Source organism: Streptomyces sp. SGAir0957 (assembly GCF_043523415.1).
Genome location: NZ_CP027293.1, coordinates 2,137,755 through 2,150,908 on the forward strand (window position 1 = coordinate 2,137,755; position 13,154 = coordinate 2,150,908).

General features: G+C 72.1%; 10 protein-coding genes. 4 read left to right on the forward strand and 6 right to left on the reverse strand.

The annotated features are described in order from the left end of the window. Nucleotides 1-346: 346 nt before the first annotated feature. The 5 genes from C1N81_RS14570 to C1N81_RS14590 form a co-directional block, all read right to left on the reverse strand. Complete coding sequence (locus C1N81_RS14570) at nt 347-1,519, reverse strand: XdhC family protein (protein WP_394429239.1); 1,173 nt, start codon at nt 1,517-1,519, stop codon at nt 347-349. Between the two features lie 50 nt (nt 1,520-1,569). Then, entirely contained in the window at nt 1,570-3,027 is a 1,458-nt protein-coding gene (locus tag C1N81_RS14575) for an NCS2 family permease (protein WP_394429240.1), read from the reverse strand. A 164-nt stretch (nt 3,028-3,191) separates the two neighbouring features. Next, nucleotides 3,192-5,594 (reverse strand): xanthine dehydrogenase family protein molybdopterin-binding subunit, encoded by a 2,403-nt coding sequence (locus C1N81_RS14580; RefSeq protein ID WP_394429241.1) that lies wholly within the window; start codon nt 5,592-5,594, stop codon nt 3,192-3,194. Between the two features lie 4 nt (nt 5,595-5,598). Continuing rightward, nucleotides 5,599-6,192 (reverse strand): (2Fe-2S)-binding protein, encoded by a 594-nt coding sequence (locus tag C1N81_RS14585; RefSeq protein ID WP_394429242.1) that lies wholly within the window; start codon nt 6,190-6,192, stop codon nt 5,599-5,601. Continuing rightward, on the reverse strand, nt 6,192-7,082 hold the full coding sequence (locus C1N81_RS14590) for an FAD binding domain-containing protein (protein ID WP_394429243.1): 891 nt from the start codon (nt 7,080-7,082) through the stop codon (nt 6,192-6,194). Before C1N81_RS14590 ends, C1N81_RS14585 begins: the two co-directional genes overlap by 1 nt. Before the next feature lie 272 nt (nt 7,083-7,354). Here C1N81_RS14590 and C1N81_RS14595 point away from each other — a divergent pair, with 272 nt between their 5' ends. Both C1N81_RS14595 and C1N81_RS14600 read left to right on the forward strand, forming a co-directional pair. Then, nucleotides 7,355-9,031, forward strand: coding sequence for a PucR family transcriptional regulator (locus tag C1N81_RS14595; protein WP_394429244.1), 1,677 nt, complete (start codon nt 7,355-7,357; stop codon nt 9,029-9,031). Nucleotides 9,032-9,191: 160 nt separating this feature from the next. After that, nucleotides 9,192-9,965: a hypothetical protein gene (locus tag C1N81_RS14600; protein ID WP_394429245.1), complete on the forward strand. Its 774-nt coding sequence runs from the start codon at nt 9,192-9,194 to the stop codon at nt 9,963-9,965. A gap of 181 nt (nt 9,966-10,146) precedes the next feature. Here the strand turns inward: C1N81_RS14600 and C1N81_RS14605 are convergent, their stop codons facing one another. Further along, on the reverse strand, nt 10,147-10,842 hold the full coding sequence (locus C1N81_RS14605; RefSeq protein ID WP_394429246.1) for a GntR family transcriptional regulator: 696 nt from the start codon (nt 10,840-10,842) through the stop codon (nt 10,147-10,149). A gap of 152 nt (nt 10,843-10,994) precedes the next feature. On the opposite strand from C1N81_RS14605, the gene C1N81_RS14610 reads away from it, so the two are divergent. Together C1N81_RS14610 and C1N81_RS14615 are read left to right on the forward strand one after the other, a co-directional pair. After that, nucleotides 10,995-11,849 (forward strand): (2Fe-2S)-binding protein, encoded by an 855-nt coding sequence (locus C1N81_RS14610; protein ID WP_394429247.1) that lies wholly within the window; start codon nt 10,995-10,997, stop codon nt 11,847-11,849. Nucleotides 11,850-12,036: 187 nt separating this feature from the next. Then, nucleotides 12,037-13,146, forward strand: a complete 1,110-nt coding sequence (locus C1N81_RS14615; RefSeq protein WP_394429248.1) for a DUF2637 domain-containing protein — start codon at nt 12,037-12,039, stop codon at nt 13,144-13,146. The last annotated feature ends 8 nt before the right edge of the window (nt 13,147-13,154 follow it).

Genomic DNA, 13,154 nt, shown 5'->3' on the forward strand with positions numbered 1-13,154 from the left:
TGGCTGGTCGCGCCGTTCCCCGCGCCCCCGAGATGCGCACTACGTGCGCCATCTCAGCAGGCGCACACCCCGTGGCCGACAGGGCAACGCCGTCAGCATCACGGAGCATGGCCAAGTATCGGTCGCCTCATGGCTGGTCGCGCCGTTCCCCGCGCCCCCGAGATGCGCACTGCGTGCGGCATCTCAACGGGCGGCGGTCAGCGCCCGCTCGGATGGGAAGGCGCGGCGAAGCCGTGGCCTTCGGGGGCGCGGGGAACTGCGCGACCAGCCACGACGCGACCGGCAGACGAACCCCTACCCCCGGAGGACAGGCGCGGCCAGCCCTCACCGGTCCGCGGACGAACCGCTACGCCACCGACCCGATCCGCCGCGCCGGACCAGACCCCGAACCCGCTCCCGGCCCCACCTCATGGTGGATCGGCGTATGTGCCCCGGTCAGGGAGACCCCGCTGCCGCCCCGACGATGCGCCACGATCTCCGACGCGATCGACACCGCCACTTCCTCCGGTGTCCGCGCGCCGAGGTCGAGGCCGATCGGCGACCGCAGACGCGCCAGTTCGAGTTCCGTCACGCCGACTTCGCGAAGGCGGGCGTTGCGGTCGAGGTGGGTGCGGCGGGAGCCCATCGCGCCGATGTACGCGACAGGCAGGCGCAACGCCAGCCGCAGCAACGGCACGTCGAACTTGGCGTCGTGGGTGAGGACGCAGAGCACGGTGCGCCCGTCCACCTCCGTACCGGCCAGGTATTCGTGGGGCCACGCGACCACGATCTCGTCCGCGTCGGGAAACCGCGCGGCTGTCGCGAAGACGGGCCGCGCGTCGCACACCGTCACCCGGTAGCCCAGGAACTTCCCCATCCGCACGAGCGCCGACGCGAAGTCGATCGCCCCGAACACGATCATCCGGGGGGCCGGCACCGAGGACTCCACGAGCAGCGTGAGCGGTGCTCCGCAACGCGACCCCTGCTCACCGATCTCCAGCGTCGCGGTGCGGCCGGCGTCGAGGTACGCCCGTGCCTCCTCCGCGACGGTGCGGTCCAGCTCCGGGTGGGCGCCGAAACCGCCGTCCACCGAGCCGTCCGCCCGGACCAGCAGCGCCCGGCCCATCAGTTCCGAAGGGCCCGACACGACCCGGGCCACCGCCGCCGCCTCCCCCGCCGCGGCAGCGGCCAGCGCCGCCGCGAGCACCTTCCGTACGGCCCCGTCCGAGGCCCGTACCGGGGTGACCAGGATGTCGATGACGCCGCCGCAGGTGAGGCCCACGGCGAAGGCGTCGTCGTCGCTGTAGCCGAAGCGTTCGAGGACGGAGGCGCCGTCCTCGAGCGCCTCGCGGCACAGTTCGTAGACCGCTCCTTCCACGCATCCCCCGGAGACCGATCCGATCGCCGTGCCCTCGCTGTCGACGGCGAGCGCCGCACCGGGCTGCCGGGGCGCGCTGCCGCCGACGGCCACCACGGTGGCGACGGCGAAGTCGCGTCCCTGCTCGACCCACCGGTCGAGCTCTTCGGCGATGTCCAGCATGGATCGGTCTCCTTAACGGTTACGGGAGGGGAACGGAAGCCCGACCGGGGTCAGTGCACGCCCATCCAGCTCTCGATCGGGTTCAGCGCGAAGTAGACGAGGAAGATCACGGTCAGGCCCCACATGAAGGCCCCGATCTCCCGCGCCTTGCCCTGGGCGATCTTGATGGCGACCCAGGAGATGACGCCCGCGGCGACACCGGTGGTGATGGTGTACGTGAAGGGCATGAGGACCACGGTCAGGAAGACCGGGATCGCGGTGGCGCGGTCGGCCCAGTCGACGTGCCGGGCGTTCATCATCATCATGGCGCCGATGACGACGAGCGCGGCGGACGCGACCTCCTGCGGGACGATCGCGGTGACGGGGGTGAAGAACAGGCAGGCCGCGAAGAACAGGCCCGTCACAGCCGAGGCGAGGCCCGTGCGGGCGCCCTCCCCCACACCCGTCGCCGACTCCACGAAGACGGTCTGGCCCGAGCCGCCCGCCACACCGCCGATCGCACCGCCGGCGCCGTCGATGAACAGCGCCTTGGACAGGCCCGGCATCCGGCCCTTGTCGTCGGCGAGCTTGGCCTCCGTGCCGACGCCGATGATGGTGGCCATCGCGTCGAAGAACCCGGCGAGCACGAGCGTGAAGACGATCATGCCGACGGTCATCGCGCCGACCTCGCCCCAGCCGCCGAACTCGACGTGGCCGAAGAGCGAGAAGTCGGGCGAGGAGACCGCGTTGTCGGGCAGCTCCGGGGCGCCGTTGGCCCACTGCTTGGGGTCGATCACGTCGAGCGCGTTGAGGATCATCGCGACGACGGTGCCGGCGATGATGCCGATCAGGATCGCGCCCGGGGTGTTGCGCGCCTGGAGCATGAAGATGAGGAGGAGCGTGCCCGCGAAGAGCAGCACCGGCCAGCCGGCCAGTTCGCCCGCGGGGCCGAGCGTCAGCGGCGTCGCCTTGCCGACGTGCACGAAGCCGGACTTGTAGAGGCCGATCAGCGCGATGAACAGGCCGATGCCCATGGTGATGCCGTGCTTGAGGGCGAGCGGTATCGCGTTCATGATCATCTCGCGCAGCCCGGTGACGACGAGCAGCATGATCACGACGCCGTACATCACGCACATGCCCATGGCCTGCGGCCAGGTCATCTCGGGCGCGACCTGCGAGGAGATCACTCCGGAGACGGAGAGGCCGGCAGCGAGGGCGAGCGGGACCTTGCCGACGAAGCCCATCAGGAGCGTGGTGAACGCGGCGGCGAAGGCGGTCGCGGTGATCAGGGCCTTCTGGCCGAGGGTGTCACCGGCGGCGTCCTTGCCGGACAGGATCAGGGGGTTGAGCAGGAGGATGTACGCCATGGCCATGAAGGTCGTGACGCCACCGCGCACTTCGCGCGCGACGGTGGATCCCCGGTCGGAGATGTGGAAGTACCTGTCGAGCCAAGACCGGCCGGCCGGCTGACGCGAGCCCGCGCCCGCGTCGTCGGCGGTGGTCTTCGGCTCCACGGACTGCTGGGTCATGGTGCCTCGTTTCCCAAGGTTCAAAGGGGCACCCGCGAACTGCCACTGCGTGTGCGGGATTTGGGATGGCTGCACGACCCGGGGGACGGCCCGAGACGGACGCAACTAAGGGCCGGGGGGACGGCGTCGGGACGGCGTCCCCCCGGATACTGCGGAAGCGACGGCTACGCGGACGCGGCCGTGCCCGTGAGGTGCTCGGGCCGGACGGGCGTCCGGTCGAGCGCGAGACCCGTCGCGTTCCGGATCGCCGCGAGGACGGCCGGGGTGGACGACAGGGTCGGGGCCTCGCCGATGCCGCGCAGCCCGTACGGGGCGTGCTCGTCGGCGAGTTCGAGCACGTCGACCGGGATGGTCGGCGTGTCGAGGATGGTGGGGAGCAGGTAGTCGGTGAAGGAGGGGTTCCTGACCTTCGCCGTCTTCGGGTCGACGACGATCTCCTCCATGACGGCGATGCCCAGGCCCTGGATGGTGCCGCCCTGGATCTGGCCGATCACGGAGAGCGGGTTGAGCGCCTTGCCGACATCCTGCGCGCAGGCCAGTTCGATGACCTTGACCAGGCCGAGTTCGGTGTCGACCTCGACGACGGCGCGGTGCGCGGCGAACGAGTACTGCACGTGCCCGTTGCCCTGGCCCGTTCGGAGGTCGAAGGGCTCGGTGGGCCGGTGGCGCCACTCCTCCTCGACCTCCACGGCCTCGCCCTCCAGGACGTCGACGAGGTCGGCGAGGACCTCGCCGCCGTCGGTGACGACCTTGCCGCCTTCGAGCAGCAGCTCGGCCGTCGCCCACGCCGGGTGGTAGGTGCCCATCTTGCGGCGCCCGATCTCCAGGACCTTCTCGCGCACCAGCTCGCAGGCGTTCTTGACGGCGCCGCCGGTGACGTACGTCTGGCGGGAGGCGGACGTCGAACCGGCCGAGCCGACCTGGGTGTCGGCGGGCTGGATCGTCACCTGCGTGACGCCCAGCTCCGTGCGGGCGATCTGCGCGTGGACGGTGATGCCGCCCTGGCCGACCTCCGCCATGGCGGTGTGCACGGTGACGACGGGCTCGCCGCCCACGACCTCCATGCGGACCCTGGCGGTGGAGTAGTCGTCGAAGCCCTCGGAGAAGCCGACGTTCTTGATGCCGACCGCGTAGCCGACACCGCGGACGACGCCTTCGCCGTGCGTGGTGTTGGACAGGCCGCCGGGCAGCTGGCGCACGTCGGCGCCCTCGCTGGACTCCCACTGGCGCTCGGGCGGCATCGGCATCGCCTTGATGCGGCGCAGGATCTCGGCGACCGGGGCCGGCGAGTCGACGGGCTGGCCCGTGGGCATGATCGTGCCCTGCTCCATGGCGTTGAGCTGCCGGAACTCGACCCGGTCCATGCCCAGCCGGTCGGCGAGCTTGTCCATCTGCGCCTCGTAGGCGAAGCACGCCTGGACCGCGCCGAAGCCGCGCATGGCGCCGCAGGGCGGGTTGTTGGAGTAGAGCGCGATGGCCTCGATGTCGACGTCGTCGATCACGTACGGGCCGACCGAGAGCGACGAGGCGTTGCCGACGACCGCCGGGGAGGCGGAGGCGTAGGCGCCGCCGTCGAGGACGATCCGGCACGACATGTGCGTGATCTTGCCGTCCTTGGTCGCCCCGTGCTCGTAGTGGAGCTTGGCGGGGTGGCGGTGGACGTGACCGAAGAACGACTCGAACCGGTTGTAGACGATCTTGACCGGCTTGCCGGTGCGCAGCGCGAGCAGGCAGGCGTGGATCTGCATCGACAGGTCCTCGCGGCCGCCGAACGCGCCGCCGACGCCGGAGAGCGTCATCCGCACCTTGTCCTCGGGCAGGCCGAGGACCGGGGCGATCTGCTTGAGGTCCGAGTGCAGCCACTGGGTCGCGACGTAGAGGTCGACGCCGCCGTCCTCGGCCGGGACGGCGAGACCCGACTCGGGGCCGAGGAACGCCTGGTCCTGCATGCCGAAGTAGTAGTCGCCCTCGACGATGACGTCGGCCCGCTTGCGGGCCTCCTCGACATTGCCGCGCACGATCGGCTGGCGGTGCACGATGTTGGGGTGCGGGACGTGGCCGATGTGGTGGTCGTCGCGGTTCTCGTGGACGAGGATCGCGTCCGGCGCGGTCGCGGACGCCTCGTCGGTGATGACGGGCAGCTCGCGGTAGTCGACCTTGATCTTGGCGGCGGCGCGGCGCGCGGTCTCCGGGTGGTCGGCGGCGACGATCGCGACGGGCTCGCCGTGGTGGCGGACCTTGCCGTGCGCGAGGACCGGGGTGTCCTGGATCTCCAGGCCGTAGTTCTTGATCTCGGTGGGCAGGTCGTCGTAGGTGAGGACCGCGTAGACGCCGGGCGTCGCGAGCGCCTCGCCGGTGTCGATGGAGACGATCTCGGCGTGGGCGACCGGGGAGCGCAGGATCTGGCCCCACAGCATGTCCTCGTGCCACATGTCGGACGAGTACGCGAACTCGCCGGTGACCTTGAGGGTGCCGTCCGGGCGGAGCGTGGACTCGCCGATGCCGCCCTTGGTCTGCGAGCGCTGCGTGACGTTGAAGGGAATGCCCGTGGTACGTGTGTCGGCCATGTCGTCAGACCCCCTGACCGGAAACAGGTGCGGACTGACGCGCGGCAGCGAGCCGCACCGCGTCCATGATCTTCTCGTAGCCCGTGCAGCGGCACAGGTTGCCGGACAGCGCCTCGCGGATGTCCGCGTCGGACGGGTTCGGGGTGCGCTCCAGCATCTCGTCGGCGGCGACCAGCAGACCCGGCGTGCAGAAGCCGCACTGGACGGCGCCCGCGTCGATGAACGCCTGCTGGATCGGGGCGAGTTCGGCGCCCTCGCCGGTCTGCGAGTCGGTGCCCTCGCCCGCCTGCCAGCCCTGGGCGTCCTGAAGGGACAACCCATGACTTTCGTGGCCCCCGCAGGCGCGGTTCTTCGCGAAGTCGGCGAGGCCCTCGACGGTGACGACCTCGCGGCCCTCCACCTGTCCGGCGGCGACCAGGCACGAACACACCGGCACGCCGTCCAGGCGGACGGTGCAGGAGCCGCATTCGCCCTGCTCACAGGCGTTCTTCGAACCGGGCAGGCCCATGCGCTCGCGCAGGACGTACAGCAGGGACTCGCCCTCCCACACGTCGTCGGCTTCCTGCTTCCGGCCGTTGACCGTGAAATTGACGCGCATTACGCGACTCCCTCCGTACGGGCGGTGCCGCGGTACGACTCCCAGGCCCAGGTCAGCGTGCGGCGGGCCATGATGCCCACCGCGTGGCGGCGGTACGAGGCGGTGCCGCGCACGTCGTCGATCGGGTTGCAGGCGGCGGAGCACAGGTCCGCGAACTGCTTGGCGACCGACGGGGTGATGATCTTGCCGTTGTCCCAGAAGCCGCCCTCGTCGAGCGCGGCATTGAGGAACTGCTCGGCCTCCTTGGCGCGGATCGGGGTCGGCGCGGCCGAGCCGATGCCGGTGCGCACAGTCCGGGTCTCCGGGTGGACGGCGAGACCGAAGGCGCACACGGCGATCACCATGGCGTTGCGGGTGCCGACCTTGGAGTACTGCTGCGGCCCGTCGGCCTTCTTGATGTGGACGGCGCGGATCAGCTCGTCCGGGGCGAGCGCGTTGCGCTTCACGCCGGTGTAGAACGCGTCGATCGGGATGCGCCGGGGCCCGCGTACGGACTCGACCTCGACCTCGCAGTCGGCGGCGAGCAGGGCGGGGTGGGCGTCACCGGCCGGCGAGGCGGTGCCGAGGTTGCCGCCGACGCCGCCGCGGTTGCGGATCTGCGGAGAGGCGACGGTGTGGGAGGCGAGCGCGAGACCGGGCAGTTCGGTGCGCAGGTTCTCCATGATCGCGGTGTAGGGGACGGAGGCACCGAGCCGGACGGTGTCGCCCTCGCCCGCCTCCCACTCGCTCAGCTCGCCGATGCGGTTGAGGTCGAGGAGGTACTCGGGCCGCCGGTGGTCGAAGTTGATCTCGACCATCACATCGGTGCCACCCGCAATCGGCACAGCTGTGGGGTGCTCGGCCTTGGCGGCGAGCGCCTCCTCCCAGCTGGCGGGGCGAAGGAAGTCCATGAGCGGCTCTCTTCTTCGTCGTTCGTGGTTCGTTCGATCACTTCGAGCCACGGATGTGCGGATCACAGAGGCTCGTTCATGTGCTGTTCACGTGGAGTGGGCTCAGTACACCGCCCTGTGCTCCGCCAGGGTCAGTCACGGAAACCATGAAGGAGTTGGCTGACCAACGCGGGTGTCTTGTAGATTCGTATGAACGGAAGACATCAGTAACCTCTTCGTTTTCCTTCAGAAACCCAAGAAACAGTTCGAGACAGATCGGCGGCGACGAAGACATGCGGCTGCGCGCATTGCTGGACACGGACGCGCTGGGCCTCAGGCTCCTCGGCGGCGAGGACGAGCTGGACCGCACCGTCCGCGGCGTGATGACCACGGACCTGCGGGACCCCAGCCGCTATCTGTCCGGGGGCGAGCTGGTCCTCACGGGCCTGGCCTGGCGCCGGAACGAGGCCGACTCGGAACCGTTCGTGCGCCTCCTGTCCACGGCGGGCGTCGCGGCGCTCGCGGCCGGCGAGGCCGAGCTGGGCGCGATCCCCGAGGACCTGGTGGAGGCGTGCGTCCGGCACCGCCTGCCGCTGTTCGCGGTCAACGAGTCGGTGGCGTTCGCGACCATCACCGAGCACGTCGTACGGCAGGTCTCCGGCGAGCGCGCGGGCGACCTCGCGGCGGTCGTGGACCGGCACCGGCGGCTGATGACGTCCGGCCCGGCGGGCGGCGGCCCGGACGTCGTCCTCGACCTCCTCGGCAGCGACCTGGACCTGCGCGCCTGGGTCCTCTCCCCCGCGGGCCGCGCCATCGCCGGGTCGACCGCGACCGGGCCCGAGCTGCCCCCCGACGTGTGCGCCCGGCTCGCCTCCGAGCACCTCGCCGCCGTCCGCTCGGGGCGCCGCGCACCGCACCGCGTCACGATCGACCACACGACGTACTCGGTCTTCGGAATTCGCTCGGGTGGCCGAAACGCGGTGATGGCCTCCCGTGACGTGCGCGAGACGGTCCTGTCGGACTGGCTGCTCGCCGTCGAGGCCGACGCGAGCGACTGGCCCGAGGAGCGGCTCGACCTGCTCCAGGGCGTCACCCAGCTGATCTCCGTGGAGCGCGACCGCCGCGACGCGGCCCGTACGGTACGCCGCCGGCTCGCCCAGGAGGTCCTGGAACTGGTCCAGACGGGCGCGGCCCCGGCCGAGATCGCCGCGCGCCTGCGCGTGACCGCCCCGGTGCTCCTTCCCGGCCTCGGCGCGGCTCCGCACTGGCAGGTCGTCGTGGCCCGTGTCGAGTGGGAGGGCGGGGAGATCGAGGGCGGCCCCGTCGCCCAGTCGCTCCTCGAAGAAATCCTGGTCGACCCGCTGGCGGCCGGTTCCGAGCCGTCCGACCGGATCGCGGTGGCCCACACCGGCGACGAGGCCGTGGCGCTCGTCCCGCTGCCCGCGGTCTCCGCCGAGCACGACGGCTCCGAGCAGGGCCTCATCGCCGACTCGCTCCTCGCGGCCGTACGGGACCCGCTGGCGGCGGGGCTCTCCGACGACGGCCGCCTGACCATCGGCGTCAGCGCGGCCGTGCACTCGGCGGAGGGGCTGCGCGGCGCCCTGGAGGAGGCCCGGCACGCCCGGCGCGTGGCCGCCGCCCGCACGGGCCGGGTCTGCGCGGCCGGCCACCAGGAGCTGGCCTCGCACGTCCTGCTGCTGCCCTTCGTCCCGGACGACGTGCGCCGCGCCTTCACCGCACGCCTCCTGGACCCGCTGCGCGAGTACGATCGCAAGCACCGCGCGGAGCTGATCCCGACCCTGGAGGCGTTCCTCGACTGCGACGGTTCGTGGACGCGGTGCGCGGCGCGGCTCCACCTGCACGTCAACACGTTGCGTTACCGCGTCGGGCGGATCGAGCAGTTGACGAACCGTGATCTCTCGCGCCTGGAAGACAAGTTGGACTTCTTCCTGGCCCTGCGCATGAGCTGACGCGATCGCCGCTCCGCCACCGCGCAGTAACGGTTCGGTGGCGGATCCGGAACCCCCTCCCTTTGTGAAATCTTTCACCCACCCTCTTGGCCGGGTGCCGTGATCCGTGCTGAGATGCCCCACGACAACTCGGCTCGATGGCGTGCTCGGGGAGGGCAACGTGGCGCATACCGCCATGTCTGGTCAGGGAACGAACGCAGGGGACGATCCACTCCAGACCGCGGTATGGCGGCTGCGCTCCCGCGGCTGCTGGGCCGACGCGGCAGCGCTGCTCGACCGGCACGCGGCCGACCCCGCCGCCGCGCTCCAGCGCGCCGCGCTCCTCGGCGAGCGGTGCCTCTACACGGAGCAGGGGTGGGCCGAGGCGGAGGACGCGTTGCGCGCCGCGGAAGCCGTGGCCCACACGGACGAGGAGCGCGGCGCCGCCGCCTGCGAGCGGGGCCAACTCGCGTACGCCTCCACGCTGTTGAAGGTACGGGACCGGGTCGACGAGGCCCGCTCCGCGTTCGGCCGCGCGGCGGCGCTCATCGCGCCCGGGGCGGCGGCGCGGGCGCTGCTCGACTTCCGGCGCGGGCTGATGGCGGAGAACCTCGCGGATTCGCCGCAGGCGGCCCGGGCCGCGTACCGACGGGCCCACGCGGGCGCCACCGCCCACGGGGACGCGCTGCTCGTCTCCTTCACCTGGCGGCAGCTGGCCGGGCTCGCGCTGCGGGAGGGGGAGCTGGCGGAGGCCCGTCACGGGTTCGCTGAGTCGCTCCGACTGCGGGAGGAGCTGGGGTATCTCGTGGGGACCGCCCCGGCGCTGGTGTCTCTGGCGGAGGCCGAGGCGGAGCCGGAGGTTTCCGCGCGGCTTCGGGCGGAGGCGGGGCGGTTGTTCCGGTTGCTCGGCGGGGTGCCTACGTGGCTGGCAGGGGCGTTGCCTGCGGCCGCTTGAGCCTTCCAGCCGCGCTGCGGTACGGGCCACGGGGCTCTGCCCCGGACCCCGCTCCTCAATCGCCGGAGGGGCTGAAAGTACCAAGCCCCTGCGGGTCGGGCCCATCGCGTTCCTGCGGGGTTGGGCCTATCAAGCCCCTGCGGCGATTGAGCAGCGGGGTCCGGGGCGGAGCCCCGTGGCATCAGCCGAGGTGCCGCCGCACCAGAAGCTCGGCCGCCGCCAGGTCCCGCTCCTCCAGCGCGTCCAGCAGAGCGACATGCTCGGCCGCGTCCGCCCGCAGATCGCACCCGGACCACACCACCCGCCGCCGCAGATCATCGGCGATACGGACGAGCTGCTCGTTCCCGGCGAGGGACAGCAGGGCGCGGTGGAAGGCGCGGTCGGCGTCCGCGTACACCGCCAGGTCTCCGCAGGCGGCAGCCGTGACGGTGGCGACGGCGGCGGGGCGCAGCGCCGCCCAGCGGTCGGCGGGGAGCGTGCGGGCGAGGCGCAGGACGACCGGGGCCTCGATGAGCCCGCGCACCTCGCTCAGCTCGGCCCGCTCCCGCGCGGAGCGCTCCGCGACCCGGAAGCCGCGGTTCGGGACGACCTCGACGGCGCCCTCCTGGGCGAGCTGCTGCATGGCCTCGCGCACGGGCGTCGCCGACACGCCGAACCGTTCGCCGAGCGCGGGCGCCGAGTGGACCTCGCCGGGCGCCAGCTCGCCGGAGACCAGCGCGGCGCGCAACGCGTCGAGCACCTGGCGGCGCACCGAGGTCCGCTCGACCGTGCCGCGCGCCGCGGCCGCCGGCGGCGCCGAGCGCTGCCCGGGGACCGCGCGGGCCGACGCGGAGCCGCGTGCCGGACGCGGTCTGGCCTGCTCTCCGCCCTGGTTCACCCGGTCATCCCCTTCGCCGTTCCCGGCCGTATTCGGCCGTTTGTACCCAACTCAACCAAGAACGATAGGCGGCCCAGCCGACAGTTCAAACCCCGCGCCCTTCCGGTAAGGTAAGGCTTACCTGCAAACGCTCGTGATTCGGCGGTCCTCGCATGCCCCTCGTCACCCCTGCGCCTGCCGCGACCCGGAGTGCGGTCTCGGCCGCGTACGACCGCCTCACCGAGGTGTTCCCCAGCCTGCGCATCGACGAGTTCGGTGCGGACCAGGCGCTGCCCGGCGAGAGCGGCTGGGTCGGCGCGGAGCAGCTCGCGCAGGGCGGCGCGGCGCTCGACGCGTTCCTCGCGTGGGACGACGAGCAGGTGCTCAAGGACTACGGCCAGAAGGCCCGCCCCGACGTGGTCGCCAGCTTCGGCCTGCACCGCTACGCGTGGCCCGCCTGCCTGCTCATCACCGTCCCCTGGTTCCTGCACCGCCGGGTGCCGCGCTTCCCCGCCGCCCACGTCTCGCTCCAGCGGGCGCTCGGCCGGATGGCCGTACGCGTCACCGATTTCGCCTGTCTTCCCGACGACCCGGTGGCCGCTCTGCCCGGCGCGCACGTCGTGCCGGACGAGGAGGCGCTCCGCGCCGAGCTGCGGGCGGCCGTCGCCGAGCACCTCCAGCCGGTCCTCACCGGCTTCGGGCCGCGGATGCGGCGCGGGCCGCGCGCGCTGTGGGGCATGGTCACGGACGAGATCGTCGAGGGCCTCTGGTACGTCGGCCACCTGCTCGGCGAGGAGCGCCGGGCGATGGCCGAGCTGGAGGAGCTGCTGCCCGGCACGACCAAGCCGTACGTCGGGAAGCCGGGATTCCGTGAACTGACGGGCCCCGCGGGCGAGTCATTGCCGACCCGGGACCGCGCGAGCTGCTGCCTCTTCTACACGCTGCGCCCCGAGGACACCTGCGTGACGTGCCCGCGCACCTGCGACGCGGACCGCATCGCCCGCCTCACGGCGTCCAGCGCGGCTTGAACCACCCGTACGAGTGACGTAAATCGAACTCGACTTCCCTTTCTGCGACGGGAGTTCGAGCGTACGGCCGCTTTTCACGCCCCCTTGCACTCCAATGGCGTTCTCTTGTCCCGAATCCCCCTGCGGGGTCGGGCGGCTGGGCCAATATGGCGCCCGAAAACGCCCTACCGCTCTGCAAGGGACCCAGATGAGACTGACCGACATATCGCTCGACTGGCTGCTTCCGGGCGCCGTGCTGCTCCTGGGCCTGCTGGCGGCGGTTGCGGTGCTCGCGCGCGGCAAGCGCTCCGGGGAGCACGCGAAGAAGGGCGCCCTGTCCAGCGACGAATCGTGGGAGCGCAGCGAGGAGCGGCGCAGGCGCAAGGAGGCCGTCTACGGCTCCGCCTCGTACGTGCTGCTGTTCTGCTGCGCCGCCGTCGCCGCCGCGCTCTCCTTCCACGGGCTCGTCGGCTTCGGCCGGCAGAACCTGAACCTGACCGGCGGCTGGGAGTACCTCGTCCCGTTCGGGCTCGACGGCGCCGCGATGTTCTGCTCGGTGCTCGCCGTGCGCGAGGCCAGCCACGGTGACGCCGCGCTCGGCTCGCGGATACTGGTGTGGACGTTCGCGGGCGCCGCCGCCTGGTTCAACTGGGTGCACGCGCCCAGGGGCCTGGACCACGCGGGCGCCCCGCACTTCTTCGCGGGCATGTCCCTGTCGGCGGCGGTGCTCTTCGACCGCGCCCTGAAGCAGACGCGCCGCGCGGCGCTGCGCGAACAGGGCCTGGTGCCGCGCCCGTTGCCGCAGATCCGCATGGTGCGGTGGCTGCGCGCGCCCCGGGAGACGTACTGCGCCTGGTCGCTGATGCTCCTGGAGGGCGTCCGCACCCTGGACGAGGCGGTCGACGAGGTGCGCGAGGACAAGCGGATGAAGGCGCAGGACCGGATGCGGCGGCGCGAGCACGGGAAGCTGGAGCGCGCGCAGCTGCGGGCGCTCAGCCGCGGTCACCGCTCCTTCGCCGGGCGCGGCGGGCGCCAGGTGGAGGTGCCCGCGGTGACGGCCTCGGCAGGCGCCGGGGCGGGCTCCACGGACCCTGCCATATCCCCCGGTACGACGCCTACGACGCCCGCGACCTCTTCGGAGGCGGCGCAGGAGCAGCTGCCCCTGCGCCGCCGGCCCTCGCTGCAGCCCGTACGGAACGCCGCTGAGCCGCAGGCCCCCGCCACCGTCGATCTCACGGCGGAGGACGACACTCAGGCGCTGCCCCGGCTCGACACCCTGGAGCGCAAGCTCAGGGATCTGGAGCAGCAGTACGGCTGAGCCGCTGA